Annotated in this window: 14 protein-coding genes; 1 reads left to right on the forward strand and 13 read right to left on the reverse strand. The window is 73.6% G+C overall.

Features of this window, described 5'->3' with window-relative positions; all coding sequences use genetic code 11:
- Positions 1 to 86 precede the first annotated feature (86 nt).
- Positions 87 to 1,976 carry a 4-alpha-glucanotransferase gene (gene malQ, locus Voc01_RS45425; protein ID WP_239160956.1) on the reverse strand — a complete coding sequence of 630 codons (1,890 nt, stop codon included), beginning with the start codon at positions 1,974 to 1,976 and terminating at the stop codon, positions 87 to 89.
- 73 nt (positions 1,977 to 2,049) lie between these two features.
- Between malQ and Voc01_RS45430 the strand changes: the two genes are divergently transcribed.
- Positions 2,050 to 3,780 (forward strand): ABC transporter ATP-binding protein, encoded by a 1,731-nt coding sequence (locus tag Voc01_RS45430; RefSeq protein WP_203933989.1) that lies wholly within the window; start codon positions 2,050 to 2,052, stop codon positions 3,778 to 3,780.
- Between the two features lie 81 nt (positions 3,781 to 3,861).
- Here the strand turns inward: Voc01_RS45430 and Voc01_RS45435 are convergent, their stop codons facing one another.
- The 12 genes from Voc01_RS45435 to mihF all read right to left on the reverse strand — a co-directional run bounded on the left by Voc01_RS45435 (position 3,862) and on the right by mihF (position 17,166).
- Complete coding sequence (locus Voc01_RS45435) at positions 3,862 to 6,090, reverse strand: hybrid sensor histidine kinase/response regulator (RefSeq protein WP_203933990.1); 2,229 nt, start codon at positions 6,088 to 6,090, stop codon at positions 3,862 to 3,864.
- 14 nt (positions 6,091 to 6,104) lie between these two features.
- Complete coding sequence (locus Voc01_RS45440) at positions 6,105 to 7,880, reverse strand: ATP-binding protein (protein WP_203933991.1); 1,776 nt, start codon at positions 7,878 to 7,880, stop codon at positions 6,105 to 6,107.
- The gene (locus Voc01_RS45445; RefSeq protein WP_203933992.1) at positions 7,877 to 8,854 is read right to left on the reverse strand and encodes an ATP-binding protein; all 978 of its coding nucleotides are present in this window, start codon (positions 8,852 to 8,854) and stop codon (positions 7,877 to 7,879) included. The genes Voc01_RS45440 and Voc01_RS45445 overlap by 4 nt, the downstream gene beginning before the upstream one ends.
- A 13-nt stretch (positions 8,855 to 8,867) precedes the next feature.
- Positions 8,868 to 9,308 (reverse strand): anti-sigma regulatory factor, encoded by a 441-nt coding sequence (locus Voc01_RS45450; protein WP_203933993.1) that lies wholly within the window; start codon positions 9,306 to 9,308, stop codon positions 8,868 to 8,870.
- Positions 9,292 to 9,663 (reverse strand): STAS domain-containing protein, encoded by a 372-nt coding sequence (locus Voc01_RS45455; RefSeq protein ID WP_203933994.1) that lies wholly within the window; start codon positions 9,661 to 9,663, stop codon positions 9,292 to 9,294. The genes Voc01_RS45450 and Voc01_RS45455 overlap by 17 nt, the downstream gene beginning before the upstream one ends.
- A complete protein-coding gene (locus tag Voc01_RS45460) occupies positions 9,656 to 10,855 on the reverse strand; it encodes a PAS domain S-box protein (protein ID WP_203933995.1) in 1,200 nt (399 codons plus the stop codon). The genes Voc01_RS45455 and Voc01_RS45460 overlap by 8 nt, the downstream gene beginning before the upstream one ends.
- Before the next feature lie 299 nt (positions 10,856 to 11,154).
- Entirely contained in the window at positions 11,155 to 13,143 is a 1,989-nt protein-coding gene (locus Voc01_RS45465) for a primosomal protein N' (RefSeq protein ID WP_203933996.1), read from the reverse strand.
- 306 nt (positions 13,144 to 13,449) lie between these two features.
- A complete protein-coding gene (metK, locus tag Voc01_RS45470) occupies positions 13,450 to 14,643 on the reverse strand; it encodes a methionine adenosyltransferase (RefSeq protein ID WP_203933997.1) in 1,194 nt (397 codons plus the stop codon).
- Between the two features lie 50 nt (positions 14,644 to 14,693).
- Positions 14,694 to 15,911, reverse strand: coding sequence for a bifunctional phosphopantothenoylcysteine decarboxylase/phosphopantothenate--cysteine ligase CoaBC (gene coaBC / locus Voc01_RS45475; RefSeq protein WP_203933998.1), 1,218 nt, complete (start codon positions 15,909 to 15,911; stop codon positions 14,694 to 14,696).
- A gap of 1 nt (position 15,912) precedes the next feature.
- The gene (rpoZ, locus tag Voc01_RS45480) at positions 15,913 to 16,179 is read right to left on the reverse strand and encodes a DNA-directed RNA polymerase subunit omega (RefSeq protein WP_203933999.1); all 267 of its coding nucleotides are present in this window, start codon (positions 16,177 to 16,179) and stop codon (positions 15,913 to 15,915) included.
- Positions 16,180 to 16,225: 46 nt separating this feature from the next.
- Positions 16,226 to 16,825 carry a guanylate kinase gene (gene gmk / locus Voc01_RS45485; RefSeq protein ID WP_203934000.1) on the reverse strand — a complete coding sequence of 200 codons (600 nt, stop codon included), beginning with the start codon at positions 16,823 to 16,825 and terminating at the stop codon, positions 16,226 to 16,228.
- A gap of 20 nt (positions 16,826 to 16,845) precedes the next feature.
- A complete protein-coding gene (mihF, locus tag Voc01_RS45490) occupies positions 16,846 to 17,166 on the reverse strand; it encodes an integration host factor, actinobacterial type (protein ID WP_203934001.1) in 321 nt (106 codons plus the stop codon).
- Between the last annotated feature and the right edge of the window lie 168 nt (positions 17,167 to 17,334).

Below are 17,334 nucleotides of genomic sequence, written 5' to 3' on the forward strand. Positions count from 1 at the left end.
GGCGCAGAGGGGGACGTCGTAGGGCGCCCGGGGATGGCGTCGATGTGGGTCGCTGAATGCGTTGTGCCACACGGCATCCCGGGACACTAGGTCTTGTCCCGGTGGAGGGACGCCGCGGGGCGGGACCTGAGGATGTCGACGATGGCGCGGACCCGTTCGTGGTCGAAGAGGTCCTCCAGCGGCACCGGCAGAGGGATGCGCCAGTTCGGGTACTCGTCGGTCGTGCCGGGGAGGTTCGGTTGGCGCAGCTCGCCGATGGCGTCGTACGGCGATACGGCCACCAGCGTGCTCGGCGCCGCCGCCAGCAGCCGGTGCAGCCCCAGGATCAGGTCGTCGAGGGTCGGCTCGCCGTCGGCGAGAACGCCCTCGGCCCGCATGAGTGCGACCAGCTTCGCCCGGTCGAGGTCCGCGTCGGCCCGTTCCTCGGCCTCGGGCCTGGTGAGCTGGCCCAGCCGGGCGCGGACCCGGACGTGCTCGCCGGTCAGGTAGCCGGCCGCCGTGGGCAGGTCGTGGGTCGACACCGTGGCCAGCGCGTCGACCGGCCAGGCCGCCGGCGGCAGGAACTCGCCGTCGTGGTCGCGGGCGAACCACAGGACCTCGCAGCCCAGCATGTTGCGGGCCGCCAGGCCCTCGGTGACCTCCGGCAGCACCGTGCCCAGGTCCTCACCGACCACCACGGCGCCGGCCCGCGACGCCTCCAGCGCCAGGATCCCGACCATCGCCGTCGAGTCGTAGCGCACGTACGTCCCGTCGGCGGCGGTGCCACCCGGCGGGACCCACCACAGCCGCCACAGCCCGGCGACGTGGTCGACGCGCAGGCCGCCGGCGTGCCGGAGCATCGCCCGCACCAGGTCGCGGTACGGCGCGTAGCCGGCGGCGGCCAGCCGGTCGGGGCGCCAGGTCGCGAGCCCCCAGTCCTGGCCGAGCTGGTTGAACGCGTCCGGCGGCGCGCCGACGCGGACGCCGTCGGCCAGCACGTCCTGCAGCAGCCACCCGTCGGCGCCGCCGGGGTCGATGCCGACGGCCAGGTCCTGCACGATGCCGATCGGCATGCCCGCCGCCGCGGCCCGCACGTCGGCCAGCTGCTCGTCGCACCGCTCCTGCAGCCACGCGTGGAACGCCACCCGATCGGCGAGCGCGACCCGCGCGGACGCCACCGCCGGCGACGACGGGTGCCGCAGCTCGGCGGGCCACTCCTTCCAGTTGCGCCCGTGCACCTCGGAGAGCGCGCAGTACGTGGCGAAGTCGCGCAGCGCCGGGTCGTCCGGCACCGCCAGCGACGCGGGTGGGGCCAGCGCCGCGGACTTCGCCGCCCACACGGCGTCGTAGTCGATGAGGTCGCCGTCGACGGCGGGCGGGGTGCCGTCGACCCGCAGGTACAGCGGGTTGATGTAGCGGCGGCTGGTCGGCGAGTACGGCGACGCCGGCACCGGGTGGCCGGGCGCGACCGCGTGCAGCGGGTTCAGCAGCACGAACCCGGCTCCGTCGGCGGCGGCGCGCCGGGTGGCGGCGGCCAGGTCGCCGAAGTCGCCCATCCCCCACGACCGGGCCGACCGCAGCGCGTACAGCTGCAGCATCCACCCCCACGTCGGCGCCGGCCGCGCGGTCCGCGCCGGCGTCACGATCACGGCCGTCTGGCCGCCGGCGTGGTGCAGCGTGTGGTAGCCGGGCGGCAGATCCGGCGGCAGGGTCAGGTCCGTCGGCCGCTCACGTCCGTCCTCCAGAAGAACGACCCCCGACGGGACCGCGTGAGCGCCGTCGCCTTCGGTGACCACGACGGTGGCCGGCGCCGCACGGCTCTCCGCCGCGGCGAGAGCCGACCGGATGGCGGCCGGGGTCGACGCGTCGACGTCGAGGAGGCGCAGCACCTCGACCACCGTCTCCGGCGCGACCGCCGTGGGCCGCCGCTGCCAGTTCTCGTACTCGGTGGCCACGCCGTACGCGGCGGCCAGCCGCTCCAGCAGGGGGTCTGTCACTAGCGGGTCCTTCCTGAGGAGCGGCTGAGAGAGCGGCCCCGCGACGGTACATCACGCGGATTACCGTCGAGGGATGTCGGCGAAACCGCGGCGGATCGACCTCCGGACGCTGCTGCCCTACCTGCGTCCGCACCGCGGGGTCCTCCTCCTGGTCGCCGCACTGTCGTTGATCGGAACGCTGGCTACCCTGCTGCAGCCGCTTCTCACCCGCGCGGTGCTCGACGCGATCGGCGCGAGCCGGCCGGCCGGCCGCTTCGTGGGCGGGCTGGTCGCGCTGCTCGCGGTGGTCGCGATGCTGAACGCGCTGCGTGACTACCTGCTGCAGCGCACCGCCGAGGGCGTGGTGCTGGCGTCGCGGCGGCGGCTGGCCGGGCACCTGCTGCGGCTGCCGATCGCCGAGTACGACGCCCGGCGCACCGGCGACCTGCTGTCCCGGGTCGGCGCCGACACCACGTTGCTGCGGGCGGTGGTCACCTCGGGCCTGATCGACCTCGGGTCCGGCGTGATCATGATCTCCGGCGCGGTGGTCGCGATGGTGCTCCTGGACCCGCTGATGTTCGCGGTCACTGTGGTGGGCGTGGCGCTGGCCCTCGGCACCGGGATGATGATCGCCCGGCGGGTGCGGCCGGCGGCGCGGGCCGCGCAGGAGCGCATCGGCGACATGACGTCCACCGTCGAGCGGGCGCTCACCGCGGCCCGCACGACCCGGGCCAGCCGGGCCGAGGAGCGCGAGACGCTCGCCGTGGGCGCGGCGGCGCAGGCGGCGTACGAGGCCGGGCTGCGGGCGGCGCGGCTGCAGGCGTGGATCGGGCCGGTCGGCGTCGCCGCGATCCAGGGCGCGTTCCTGCTGGTGCTGGGCATCGGTGGGGCGCGGGTGGCCGACGGGTCGCTGTCGGTCGGCGACCTCGTGGCGTTCGTGCTGTTCCTGTTCTTCCTGGTGATGCCGCTCGGCCGGATCCTGAACGTCTACACCCAGCTGCAGCTGGGCCTGGCCGCGCTGGAGCGCATGCACGAGGTCCTCGACCTGCCCCTGGAGGCCGACGCTTCGGATCCCCAGCCCCTGGTGCGGAGCGCTCCGGCGGTGGAGTTCGACGGGGTGGAGTTCGCGTACGCCGGCGGGCCGCCGGTGCTGCGGGGCGTGAGCTTCGCCGCGCCCGTGGGTGCCCGCACGGCCCTGGTCGGGCCGTCGGGCGCGGGCAAGTCGAGCATCCTCGCGCTGATCGAGCGGTTCTACGAAGTGGACGCGGGTGCGGTGCGGGTCAACGGTGTCGACGTGCGCCGGTTGCCGCGCGAGGTGCTGCGCGGCCGGCTCGGGTACGTGGAGCAGGAGGCGCCGGTGCTGGCCGGCACGCTGCGGGCCAACCTGCTGCTGACCGTGCCGGCCGCCACCGACGCCGAACTGCTCGCCGTGCTCGACGCGGTGAACCTCAGCGACCTGGTGACCCGCACCCCCGACGGCCTCGACGCCGAGGTCGGCGAGGGTGGCGTGCTGCTCAGCGGCGGCGAACGCCAGCGGCTGGCGATCGCCCGCACGCTGCTGGCCTCGCCTCCGGTGCTGCTCCTCGACGAGCCGACCAGCAACCTCGACGCCCGCAACGAGGCGGCGCTGCGCGCCGCGATCGACGCCGTGTCCACCGACCGCACGATGATCATCGTGGCCCACCGCCTGTCGACCGTGGTCGACGCCGACCAGATCGTGGTGCTCGACGAGGGCCGCGTGGCCGCCGTGGGCCGCCACGACGAACTGCTCGTGAGCAGTCCGCTCTACCGGGAGCTGGCGACCCACCAGTTCCTGGCCACCTGACGCCGCCCCTTTCATAAACGACGCTCTATCCAGTGCGGATTCGGGTACGCAACCCGCGCCAGATAGAGCGTCGTTTGTGTCTCACCCCGCGGGCGAGGTGAAGCGCTCGACGGCGGCGAGCAGGGTGCTGCGGTTGAACGGCTTCTCCACCAGGGCGCTGTTCTCGTCCAGGTGCACCTGCGGGCCCAGCGCCGCCGCCGTGTAGCCCGACATGAACAGCACCGGCAGGCCCGGGTGCCGGGCGCGCAGCGCCGCGGCCAGGTCGGGGCCGGTCATCCCCGGCATGACCACGTCGGTGATGAGCAGGGCCGGGTCGGCCACCGCGGCGAACGCGTCGACGGCCGACTCGGCGTCGGTCGAGACGGTGACCGTGTAGCCGGCCGGCTCGAGCAGCCGGTGGATCAGCTGGGCCAGCTCGGGCTGGTCCTCGACCACGAGCACGTGGCCCCGGCCGGGTGAGGTGGACGCGGACGAACGGGCCTGCGCGGGCGACGGGGGCGCGCTGACCGGGCCGGGGTCGGTGATCGCCGCGGCCGGGTCGGCCGACGTCGCCGGTGCGGCGATCGTGGTGGCCGGTAGCAGGGACGCGGCCGAGCCCGGTCCCGGCGCCACGGTCGCCGGGGCGACCGCGTCGGTGGCGGGCAGGTAGAGCTGCACCGTGGTCCCGATGCGCGGCTCCGACTGGAGCGTGATGTAGCCGCCGATGCCGCGCAGCACGCTCATCGCCGTCGACAGCCCGAGGCCCACGGCACCGGACTTCGTCGTGAAGAACGCCTCCATCGCGCGCCGGCGGGTGTGTTCGTCCATGCCGCCGCCGGTGTCGGCGATGATCAGACGCACGAAGCGGCCGGCCACCGACCGGTCGTCCAGCTCGCCGGCGGTCACCTCGACGTTGCTGGCCTTGGCGGTCAGCACCCCGCCGTGCAGCATCGCGTCGCGGGCGTTGGCGGCCAGGTTCACCAGCACCTGCTGCAGCGGACCGCGTTCGGCGCGCACCGGCCACACGTCGGGGGTGTGGCTGAAGTCGAGGTGGATGTGCTCGCCCAGCGTGCGGGCGAACAGCGGCTTGATGTCCTCCAGCAGGTCGGGGACCCGGATGGTCTCCGGCCGGCTGCCCCCGCGTCCAAACGCCAGGAGCTGGTGGGCCAGCGCCCGCCCCTTCACCGTCGCGTGCACGATCTCGGCGGCCAGCTGGTGCGTCGGCGAGCCCGGCTCGGCCGTCCCCGCGATCATGTCGGCGGAACCACCGACGACCGTGAGCAGGTTGTTGAGGTCGTGGGCGATGCCGCCGATCAGCTGGCCCATGCTGTCCAGGCGCCGCAGGTGGTCGAGCTGGCGCTTGAGACCGCGGGCGTCGACCTGCTCGGTGCGGTCGGTCACCAGGCACAGCGAGCTGCCGGGCTGGCCGTGGTCCTCCTGCAGCACGGTGAGGCACAGCCGCACGCTGCGGGTGGACCCGTCGGCGCGCACCACCCGGGCGTCGGCCACGCCGGCGTCGTTCGACGGGTTGCCGGGCAGCGGCGGGCCGGGGATCGGTTCGGTCGAGCCGGCCAGCCAGCGGGCCAGGTGCCGCTGACCACGGTCGTCCAGGAAACCGCTCAACGGCAGGCCGACCAGCTGCTCCTTCGGCATGCCGAGCAGCCCCGCGCACGGCTGGTTCGCGAACGTGGTGACGCCCGACGCGTCGATCTGCAGCACGCCCTCCGGGATGCTCTCCAGCACCCGGCGGAACCGCTCCTCGCTGACCCGCAGCCGCTCCAGCGACCGGGCGGTGGCCAGCGCCAGCGACAGCTCGCCGGCGATGTCGCGGACCAGCTCGGCGTCGGCCTCGGTGTAGGCGCCGTCGGGCGCGGTGCGGGCGACCAGCAGGTACCCGAGGTACTTGTTGTCGGCGATCAGCGGACACATCAGCGCGGCGCTGAGCCCCGCGGCGGCGGCGCGGTCGCCCGGCTTGTCGGCGGCGCGCCGCGACGGGGCCAGCTCGGCGAGGCGTTCCGGCGTCAGCGGCGAGAGCACGACCGGCCGCCGGGTGGCCCGCATCGCCTGCGAGTACTGGTCCTCGGGCGGGGCACCGCGGCGGGTCAGCGCCTCGGCGAGCGTGCGCGAGCGTTCGACGTCCGGGTGGTAGGCGATCATGGCGCCGTACAGGTCGTCGTCGCCGACCAGCTGCACGGCGGCGCCGTCGCCGAGCATCTCCGCCGCGGCGCGCGCCGCCGTCTCGCACACCCCCTCGATCCGGTCGGACGATCGGGTCAGGGCCAGGGCCAGGTCAGCGAGGGCGTAGTTGGAGGAGCGGGAGCCAGTGACCATGTTGTTACTATCCGTCATACAGCGGCTACGCGTGGTCGACTGTGCGAAAGCTGCTCGGTCGTGGGGGTCACACGCGGACCGCCGCGGTACGCGGCGGCGAGCACCCGGGCCAGCTCCCGCGCGTCGACCGGCTTGGCGAGGAAGTCGTTCATCCCGGCGTGCAGGCAGGCGCGGCGGTTCGCGTCGGTCGCGCCCGCGGTCAACGCGACGATCTGCGGCCGGTCGCCCGGCCGGTGCAGGCGCGCCCGGCGGGTGGCGGAGACGCCGTCGAGGCGCGGCATGTGCAGGTCCATCAGCACCAGGTCGTAGTCGGTGCGCAGGATCGCCTCGACCGCGGCGACGCCGTCGGGCACCACGTCGACCTCGTGCCCGAGCCGGCCGAGCAGCAGCTTCGTCGCCCGCTGGTTGACCGGGTTGTCCTCGGCCAGCAGGATCCGCAGCGGCTGCACGGGTTCCGCCGTCGCCGGCGCCGGACCGGTGCCGGTCTGCCGGCCCAGCGCACCGAGAACCGCGTCACGCAGCTGGGCGCGGCGCACCGGCGTACGCACGAGGAACCGGCCGTGGGTCGGCGCGCGGTCGGAGAAGCCGGCCACGGCGACCACCGCCGCGGCCGCGGTGAGCTCGTCGCGCGGGCTGCGCACGTCCACGAGCATGAGGTCGAACGACGACCCGGCCGCCGGCGGACCCTGCCCGCACACGACGTCGGCCCCCCACCGGCTGAGCGGGCGCCGGATCGACTCGGCGACGACCGGCTGCCCGTGCGCGACGAGCACCCGCAGCCCGCGCAGGTCCGGGTCCGTCGACGGCGCGGGCTCGGCCGCCTCGAAGAGGACCGTGCAGGTGAACGTGGACCCGACGCCCACGGTCGACGCGACCTCGAGGCCGCCGCCCATCCGGTGCGCCAGCTCGCGGCAGATCGGCAGGCCCAGCCCGGTGCCGCCGTACTTGCGGGTGGTGTCGGAGGCGGCCTGGGTGAACGGCGCGAACACGCGGGCCAGCGCCTCCTCCGGGATGCCGATGCCGGTGTCGCGCACCGCCATCCGCACCAGGCCGTCGGCGGTGCCGGTGACCTCGACCGCGACCTCGCCGTCCTTGGTGAACTTGACCGCGTTCGTCAGCAGGTTCACCAGGATCTGGCGCAGCCGCACCGGGTCGCCGACGACGGCGTCGGGCGTGCCGGGGCCGAACAGCGTCGCCAGCGCCAGGCCCTTCTCCTCGGCCCGCGGCGCCACCATCGTCGCCGCGTCCTCGACGCACGCGGCCAGGTCGAACGGGATCCGCTCCAGCTCCAGCCGGCCCGACTCGATCTTCGACAGGTCGAGGATGTCGTCGATGACGCCGCGCAGGTGGTCGCCGGCGCCCCGCACGATGCCGACGTACTCGGCCTGCTCGGCGGTCAGCTCGGTGTCCTGCAGCAGCGTCGTGAAGCCGATCACGGCGTTGAGCGGCGAGCGGATCTCGTGGCTCATGTTGGCCAGGAACGCGGCCTTCGCGTCGGCGGCCCGCTCGGCGTCGGTGCGGGCGCGGTCGAGCTCGTCGCTCTTGTCGGACAGCTCGGCGTAGACGGCGAGCAGGCCGCGACTGGTCTCGTCGAGCTCGGCCCGCAACGCCTCGATCTCGGTCGCCGACACCGAGCGCGCGGCGGCCTCCCGCTCGACGGCCGCCACCGCCGCCGCGGCAGCGAGGCGGGTCGCCACCGCCGGTCCGAGCCCCTCGGCCAGCGCAGCCGCCCGCACCGCGCCGTACACCGAGGCCGCGTCGTCCCCCGCGTGGTAGGTCAGTTCGGTCACCGGGTCCCCCCAGGCGTCGCGACCACCACGGTCGCGTCGTCGCGGTTGCGGGTGTGGTCGCGGTGCAGGGCGGCCGCGACCACAGCCGGGTCGTGGGTGAGCAGACGGGGGTCGGGGCTCACCCGGCTGGACAGTCCGTCGGTCCACAGCACGAGGCTCGCGCCGGCCGGGAACGGCAGCGCGGAGATGCGGGACCGGGGCGGTTCGAGGTGCAGGCCCAGCGTGCCGCCGTGGGTCACCAGGCCGCGGCTGCCCTCGGGCGTCACGACGCGGCCGTAGACGTTGCCGATCGCGATGTACCGCAGCGTGCCGTCGGCGATCTGGCACAGGGTCACGGCGGCGCCCCGGGTGTCGCGCATCCGGGCGTTGGCCCGCGGCACGAACTGCTCGAGGTCGGTGCCGAACTCGGCGAGCGCGGCGTCGGCCGCCAGCGATGCCTTCATCCCGTGGCCGAGCCCGTCGACGACGGCCAGGGTGAACACGCCGTCCTCGTCGGAGTACGCCCACCCGTCACCGCAGGGCTCCACGATGCCCACCGACACGCCGGCGCAGGCCGGCGGGCCGCTCGCGCCGGCGAGGTCGAGCACGGAGAGGACGACGGTGCCGCCGCCGGGCCGCGTCCAGGCGTCGAACCGGGCCGAGGACCGCCGCACCGAGCGCAGGCCGCAGCCGAGTCCCTTCGGGTCCGACACCCGGCCGGCGAGAACGCCGTCCAGGTCGTCGATCCCGCGGCCGCCGTCGACGGCGATCAGCTCGATCGAGGACGGGCGCAGCGGCCGGACCAGCATCCAGCCGCCGCCCGCGTGCCGCACCAGGTTGGTGGCGAGCTCGGTGACGACCAGTTCGGCGCGGCCGTGCCGGTCCTGGTCGGGGCTCACGTCGTCGATGAGGTCGGACACCATCCGCCGGACGGCGGCGACGTCGGCTTCCGCCTCGACGGTGAACCGCGTGTGGCTGGGCTCGCGTGTCTTCACCGCGATCACGGTCTCATCGGCTCCACTGCGTGATCGTCACCGTGGTGCCCTTGCCGACGTCGGACTCGATGCTGAACTCGTCGACCAGCCGGCGGCTGCCGGGCAGGCCGAGGCCGAGGCTGTCGGCCGTGCTGAAGCCGTCGCGCATCGCGGCCTCCATGTCCTCGATTCCCGGTCCCTCGTCGCGGAACGTCGCGCGGACGCCGCGCCGGCCGTTCACCTCGGTCGACTCGATCGTCGCGACGCCCTGGCCGTGGGTGGCGTACTTGAAGATGTTCCGGGCCAGTTCGCTGCCGGCCGTGACGAACTTGGTGGCGGCCGTCAGGTTCAGGCCCGCCTCCTTCGCCTCCGACCGCAGGACGGCCCTGACCTTCAGCAGGTCGGCCTCGGCCGCGATCTGCACGGTGAGTGTCGTGGTTGCCCGGGGGTCGGCGAAGTCAGTGGACGTACTCATCGCGACGTCCGCGTAGCCGCGCCATGCCCTGCTCCGCTGTGAGTGCCGTGTCGACGTGCCGCAGCGGCACGCCCAGTTCGACGAGTGTGATCGCGACGGCCGGTTGCACGCCGACGATCGTGGCGTCCGCCCCGAGCAGCCGGATCATCGCGACGATCCGCGAGATGACACGCGCCACGAACGAGTCGACGACCGACAGGCCGCTGACGTCGATCAGCGCACCCCGGGCCGAGGTTCGCGCCACCTCCCGGGTGACCTCGCGCTCGATCTCCTCCACGGTGGCGTCCTCGAGGTCGCCCTGGAGCATGACGAGCAGGTTGTCGCCCATGCGCATGATCGGGACCAGCTCAGCCATGGCTGGCCACCGGCGTGTCGCGGTCCCGCACCGGTGCGGCGCCCACCATCATGAGCGCCAGCTGCAGGGCCTCCCGCAGGTTGCTGCGGCTGCGCAGCGACCCGAGGTCGATGCCCAGGTGCACGATCGCCTGCGCGGTCTCGGGCCGCACGCCGCTCAGGATGCTGGTGGCGCCCATGAGCCGGGCCGCCTCGACGGTCTTGAGCAGGTGCTGGGCGACCTCGGTGTCGACCGCCGGCACGCCGCTGACGTCGAGGATGGCCACCTCGGCCTGGTAGTAGGTGACCTTGTCGAGCAGACCCTCGGTGAGACGGGCGGCGCGGGCGCTGTCGAGCGTCCCGATGATCGGCAGGACGAGGACCTTGTCCCAGACCTGGATGACCGGCGTCGACAGCTCCAGGATCTCCTCCTGCTGCCGCTGGAGCAGTTGCTCCTGCGCGCGCCGCTCGGAGAGGTCGCGGCCGACGGAGACGAACCCGATCACCTCTTCGGAGTCGTCGCGGATCGGGCTGATGATCGTGCTGCCCCAGAACCGGCTGCCGTCCTTGCGGACCCGCCAGCCCTCGGTCTCCAGCCGTCCCTGGCGCACCGCCTTGGCCATCTCGCGCTCGGGGACGCCGTTGCGGACGTCGTCCTCCGGGTAGAACGCGCTCACGTGGTGGCCGACGATCTCGCTGGCCTTGTAGCGTTTCAGCTTCTCCGCGCCGGGGCTCCACGACCGGATCACGCCCTCGGTGTCGAGGCGGATCACCTCGTAGTCGGTGATGGCGTCGAGCATCCGCTCGACCGCGCGCATCTCCAGCTCCTGGTCGCGCCGGTCGCTGTGGTCGCGGGTGACGCGGACGTACCCGTGCAGCGTTCCGCCGTGTCCGCGGATCGGGGTGAGGGTGATGCTCGCCCAGAACCGCGTGCCGTCCTTGCGGACCCGCCAGCCCTCCATGACGCACCGGCCGGTCTCGGCGGCCGTCTTCAGGTCCTGGGCCGGCTTGCCGGCCTTGATGTCCTCTTCGGGGTAGAAGACGCTGTTCGGTCGGCCGATGACCTCGTCGGCGGAGTACCCGGACAGCCGTGCGGCACCCTCGTGCCAGGTGCGCACGTGCCCGGTGTCGTCAAGTCGGATCACCTCGTAGTCGGAGATGCTGTCGATCATCTGCTGGTAGAAGGCCAGCTCGCCGTCGACCGCGACCTGCATGTGCGCCTCCCCCGGGGCAAGCACTACAAGCTATCAAGAGATTACTTAACGTTACCGCTGAGCCTAGCAGCGTGGTGTGGCGCGATCAGCCGAACGACCGCACCGACCGGTGTCGTCCGGTTCGGTGGTTCCGGGTGGTGATCGAACGATTCCGGGTTCCGGCCCGTGACAACGGCGATCGAGCGACGCACTGTGGAGACACGGCAGGCCGGACTCCTGCTCGGCCCCCGGGCCGACCGGCCGGCCGGAGTCCGGGTGTGCGGCGGGGAAGCTTCCCTGGTCACTCCGCCGCGCACCCCTCACAGCAGTTCGAGCGGGTCCACCTGCACCCGCACCGTCCCCGGGGTCTTGCGCGCGCTGCGGACGGCGACCGCCGTCTTCAACGCCGCCGCGAGCGCCGCACCGGCCGACCGTGACGTGCGCACCAGGATCCGCTCCTGCCCCTCCTCGCCGGTGTCGACCGGACCGAGCAGGTCGGCGCCGTCCGGCAGCTCGGTCGCGGCCACCAGGTCGGCGACGGCGTCGGCCGGACCGGTCAGCGACGCGATCCGGGCCGCCGGCGGGAACCCGAGCTCGCGGCGCTCGGCCAGCTCGCGGGCGGCGAGCCAGGCCGCGTCCCACCGGACCAGCGCCTGCACCGTGGCCAACCCGCCCTCGGCGACGACCACCACCTGCCCGCCCTCGTGGGCCGGCCGGGCCAGCGCCGCGGCGGCGAACCAGCGTCTCGTGGCCTCTTCGGTGGCGCGGAGGTCGGCGCGGGTCAGCAGCGCCCAGGAGTCGAGCAGCAGCACCGCACCGTAGCCGCCGTCGGCGATCGGTTCCGCCCCCGGCGTGCACACCACCACGGCCGGCTCCCCCGGGACGGTCGCCAGCACCGCGTCCCGGCCCGACGTGCGTACCGGCGCGCCCGCGAACGCGCGTCCCAGCTCTTCGGCCGTTCGACGGGCACCGACCACCGACGCCCGCAACCGGCGGTCGCCGCAGGTCTCGCAGGCGTGGTCGGCGGCGGGATGGCCGCACCAGCGGCAGCCCGGGATGCCGGTACCGCTCGACAACGCGAGCGGCCCCTGGCACCGCCGGCACCGGGCCGGCGTACCGCACCGGGCACAGGCGACGGATGGCACGTACCCCCGGCGTGGCACCTGGACCAGCACCGGCGCCCCGGCGGCCAGCGCCGCGCGGGCCGCTTTCCAGGCCACGGTCGGCAGGCGGGCCGAGCCGGCGGCGGGGTCGTTGTCGTCGCCGACGGGCACCACGCGCGGGGCCCGGTCCCGGACGGCGGCCCGGTCGGCGACGAGGTCGTGCGCCCAGCCGGCCTCGACCAGCTGCTGCGCCTCGGCGGTGCGGGTGAACCCGCCCACCAGGGCGGCGCAGCCGGTCTGTTCGGCGCGGGTCAGCAGCACCTGCCGGGCGTGCGGGTACGGCGCGCGGGGCTCGGCGTGCAGGTCGTCGCCGTCGTCCCAGATCACCACGAGACCGAGGTTCTCCACCGGCGCGAGCGCCGCCGCCCGCGTCCCGGTGACGATGCGCACCGTGCCCCGTGCGGCGGCGAGGAACCGCCGGTACCGCTCGGCGGGCCCGAGGGCCGCGTTGAGCGCGACGTGCTGTCCGGGGCCGCCGAGCTTCGCGGTGAGCGCCGCGTCGAGGCGGTCGAGGTCCCGCGCGTCGGCGACGACGGCCAGCGCCCCTCTGCCGGTGGAGTGCACGGCGGCGATGGCGTCGGCGACCCTGGCCGGCCAGTCCTCGCCGGGCAGCGCCCCCCAGACGGCGCGGGGCGCCCGCCCGTCGCGGAGCGCCCGGAGGAAGGCCGCGCCGGCGCGGTACCGGTCCCAGCCGGGGCCGTCTGTCGACGACGCTCTATCCAGTGCGGATTCCGGGGCGGATGGTGCCCCGGATAGAGCGTCGTCTGTGTGTGCCTGGGGGTGGGGTGTCTCTGCCCCGGCGCGGGCTGCTTCCACCCGGGCGTGTCGGGGCGGCACGGCGAGCCGCAGCACGTCGGCGTGCGTGCCCGCGTACCGGTCGGCCACCAGGCGGCACAGGTCCGCCACCTCCGGCGTCAGCACCCGCTCCGCGGACACGACCCGGTCGAGGTAGGCGAGCCGCCCGTCGTGCTCGGAGCGCTCCATCCGCTCCAGCAGGAACCCGCCGACGAGCTGGCCCGCGAACCGCACCCGTACCCGCACCCCGGGCTGCGCGGCCACGTCGTCGGCGGCGGCGACCAGGTAGTCGAAGGGGCGGTCGAGGTGCGGCAGCCCGACCTCGACGACGACCCGCGCGACGGGCGCCACCGCCGCCGGCTCCTTGTCGGGCTTCGCCCGCGGCGCGGACCGCGGCGCCCCCTTCTTCCGCGACGCGCTCCTGGCCAACGCCCGCGCCGCCGCACTCGCCCCCGAACCCGCCGCCCCCGAAGCCGGCGCCCCGGAAGCTGCCGCACTCGCCCCCGGCGCCCCGGAACCTGCCGCCCCGGAAGCCGCCCCACCCGGAACCGCCGTGCCCGAAGCAGCCCCGCCCGACCCAGCCCCACCCGACGCAGAAGCCTCCGGTGCCGGTTCCGGCGCCGGAGGCTCTACGTCGAAAAGGTCCAAGCCGAACGGCTACGCGTTCGCGGCGCTCTTCAGGTCGGCAGCGCGGTCGGTGCGCTCCCACGTGAACCCGGCCAGCTCGCGGCCGAAGTGACCGTAGGCCGCGGTCTGCTGGTAGACCGGGTTGAGCAGGTCGAGATCGCGGATGATGGCGGCCGGGCGCAGGTCGAAGACCTGGTTGATCGCCTTCTCGATGGCCTCGACGGCCACGTTCTCGGTGCCGAACGTCTCGACGAACAGGCTCACCGGGTGGGCCTTGCCGATCGCGTAGGCGACCTGCACCTCGCAGCGCTCGGCGAGACCGGCGGCCACGACGTTCTTGGCGACCCAGCGCATCGCGTAGGCGGCGGAGCGGTCGACCTTCGACGGGTCCTTGCCGGAGAACGCGCCACCGCCGTGGCGGGCGTAGCCGCCGTAGGTGTCGACGATGATCTTGCGGCCGGTGAGGCCGGCGTCGCCCATGGGACCGCCGATCTCGAAGCGGCCGGTGGGGTTGACCAGCAGCTTGTAGCCCTCGGTGTCGAGCTGCAGGCCGGCCATCTCGGGGGCGATCACGTGGTCGTTCACATCGGGCGTGAGCAGCGACTCGAGCGAGATGTCGGGCGCGTGCTGGCTGGAGACCACGACGGTGTCGAGCCGCACCGGCTTCAGGCCGTCGTACTCGATGGTGACCTGGGTCTTGCCGTCGGGACGCAGGTACGGCACGGTGCCGTCCTTGCGCACCGCGGTGAGACGGCGCGCCAGCCGGTGCGCGAGCGCGATCGGCAGCGGCATCAGCTCGGGCGTCTCGGAGCAGGCGAAGCCGAACATCATGCCCTGGTCGCCGGCGCCCTGTGTGTCGAGCGGGTCGGCGGCCTCGCCGCTGCGCTTCTCGATAGCGGTGTCGACGCCCTGCGCGATGTCGGGCGACTGCGACCCGATCGACACGCTGACGCCGCACGACGCGCCGTCGAAGCCCTTCTTCGACGAGTCGTAGCCGATGTTGAGGATCGTCTCCCGCACGATCGCCGGGATGTCGGCGTACGCGCTGGTGGTGACCTCGCCGGCGACGTGCACCTGGCCGGTGGTGATCAGCGTCTCCACCGCGACGCGGCTGCGGGGATCGGCGCCGATCAACGCGTCAAGAATGCCGTCACTGATCTGATCAGCGATCTTGTCCGGGTGGCCTTCGGTGACCGACTCGGACGTAAAGAGGCGCCGTGCCACAGTGCTCCCTCGTGATGGATGAATGCTCCGGAAGAGTCTACGGTGCAGGCCTACGCGGCGGGACCCGACCCTTGTGTGAGCCGCGAAACTGCCTGGTCGAGAACGGAGTCGGCCAGGTCGTCCTTCGACCCGTCCTCTACTACCGCGACCTGACCACCGGGGTCGAGCACCGTCGCGGCGTTCGTGTCGGCGCCGAACGTGCGGCCGCCGCTCACGTCGTTGAGCACGATGAGGTCGGCGCCCTTGCGCGCGAGCTTCTCGCGGGCGTTCGCCAGCGCCGCGTCGCCGCCGGCGGTCTCGGCCGCGAACACCACGAGCACCTGCCCGGCCGGCTTCTTCGCTCCGAGCTCGGCCGCGATGTCGGGGTTCAGCGCCAGCTCGATCGGCGGCGCCGCGCCGTCGTGCGTCTTCTTGATCTTCTGGGACGCGATGCGCGCGGGCCGGAAGTCGGCCGGCGCGGCGGCCATCACGACCACGTCGGCGTCAGCGGCGGCCGCGACCGTGGCCTGGCGCAGCTCCTCGGTGGTCTCGACCCGCACGACCTCGACGCCGGCCGGGTCGGGCAGCGTCACGTTGGCCGCGACCAGCGTCACCGACGCCCCGCGGGCCAGTGCGGCCCGGGCGAACGCGTACCCCTGCTTGCCCGAGGAGCGGTTGCCGATGAAGCGCACCGGGTCGAGCGGTTCGCGGGTGCCACCGGCGGTGACCACCACCCGGCGCCCGGCCAGGTCCGGTGGCCTGCCGGCGCGGCGCAGCAGCGCCAGTGCGGCGGCGAAGATCCCGGGTGGCTCGGGCAACCGGCCCTTGCCGGTGTCCTTGCCGGTGAGCCGACCGACGGCGGGTTCCAGCACGGTCGCGCCCCGGGCCCGCAACGTCGCGACGTTGGCCTGCGTGGCCGGGTGCTCCCACATCTCGGTGTGCATCGCCGGCGCGTAGAGCGTGGGACAGCGGGCCGTGAGCAGCGTGTTGGTGAGCAGGTCGTCGGCGAGGCCGTTCGCGGCGCGGGCCAGCAGGTCGGCGGTCGCGGGGGCCACCACGACGAGAGAGGCCGCACGCCCGATCCGGACGTGCGGCACCTCGTGGACGTCGTGCCACACCTCGGTGGCGACGGGCTGCCCGGAGAGGGCGGCCCAGGTGGGCGCCCCGACGAACTCCAGGGCGGCCGCCGTGGGTACCACCCGCGTGGGGTGGCCCGACTCGGTGAACAGGCGCAGCAGCTCACACGCCTTGTAGGCGGCGATGCCGCCGCCTACCCCGAGGACGATCAACTCAGGCGGTCTCGACCGGCTCGGCCGTGAGGAGACCGGCGTTGATCTCGCGCATCGCGATGGAGAGCGGCTTCTCCTGCGGCGTGGTCTCGACCAGCGGGCCGACGTACTCGAGCAGGCCCTCGCCCAGCTGGCTGTAGTAGGCGTTGATCTGGCGGGCACGCTTGGCCGCGAAGATCACGAGGGCGTACTTCGACGAGCTCTTCTCGAGCAGCTCGTCGATCGGCGGGTTGGTGATGCCTTCCGGATTGGCGACAGTTCCGGCCACGGGAGATCGAACCTCAAATCAGAGCTTGTCAAGAAAGTGCGGGAGATCAGTGGAGCGGCTGAGACGTGAACAGCCGCGAACCGAGCAAGCTTACCAGCTCCTCAGCAGCGTGTTCGACGTTGTCGTTGACCACGGTGCGGTCGAACTCGGCCTCCGCGGCCAGCTCCTCGCGCGCGTGGTGGAGGCGGCGCGCGATCGTCGCCGGGTCCTCGGTGCCGCGACCGGTGAGCCGGCGGGCCAGCTCCTCGAAGCTGGGCGGCGCGAGGAACACCAGCTGGGCCGACGGCATGGTGCGGCGCACCTGGCGGGCACCCTGCAGGTCGATCTTCAGCAGCACGGGCTCGCCGAGCGCGAGCTTGCGCTCCACGGGCCCGCGGGGGGTGCCGTAGAGGTTGCCCGCGAACTCGGCCCACTCGAGCATCTCGCCCGCCCGGACGTGCTCGCGGAACTGGTCGCGGTCGACGAAGTGGTAGTGGGTGCCGTCGACCTCGTAGGGCCGGGGCGGCCGGGTGGTGCAGGACACGGACAGCCAGACCCAGGGCGAGCGCGCCCGAATCAGCTCGATGACACTGTCCTTGCCGACCCCCGAAGGGCCGGAGAGGACGGTGAGCCGGGCTGTCGGGCGCGCGTCGTCGTCATTGCTCACTGCTTGTTTCTACCCTGCGGTCATTTCCCGCTGTTGGCGAACTCCCCAAGCAGTGCCTTGCGCTGCTGGTCGCCGAGGCCGCGAAGCCGCCGGCTATCGGCGATCTTGAGCTTTTCCATGATCTGCTGGGCACGGATCTTGCCGATGCCCGGCATCGCCTGCAGCACGGCCGAAACCTTGAGCTTGCCGACGACGTCGTCCTCGGCGCGGCCGAGAACCTCGGCGAGCGAGGTCTTGCCCGACTTGAGCTGGTCCTTCAGCTCAGCGCGGGCCTTGCGAATCTCCGCCGCCTTCTCCAAGGCTGCAGCGCGCTGTTCCGGGCTCAGTGACGGAAGCGGCACCAGGTCTCCTCAGGTCCTCTGACTGAATGTGGTGGACAACGCGGGGGTTACTGCGGGTGCTCTTGTGCAGTGTGACCCCCACCGAGTGCACTCGGGTAGCTGTGCACTCCTGTGACTACTGAAACGGGTGTTACTGGCGCCGGGAAAACTAGCCTTCCGGGCGGCTTT

The organism is Virgisporangium ochraceum, from assembly GCF_016863655.1.
GTDB classification, from domain to species: Bacteria; Actinomycetota; Actinomycetes; order Mycobacteriales; family Micromonosporaceae; genus Virgisporangium; species Virgisporangium ochraceum.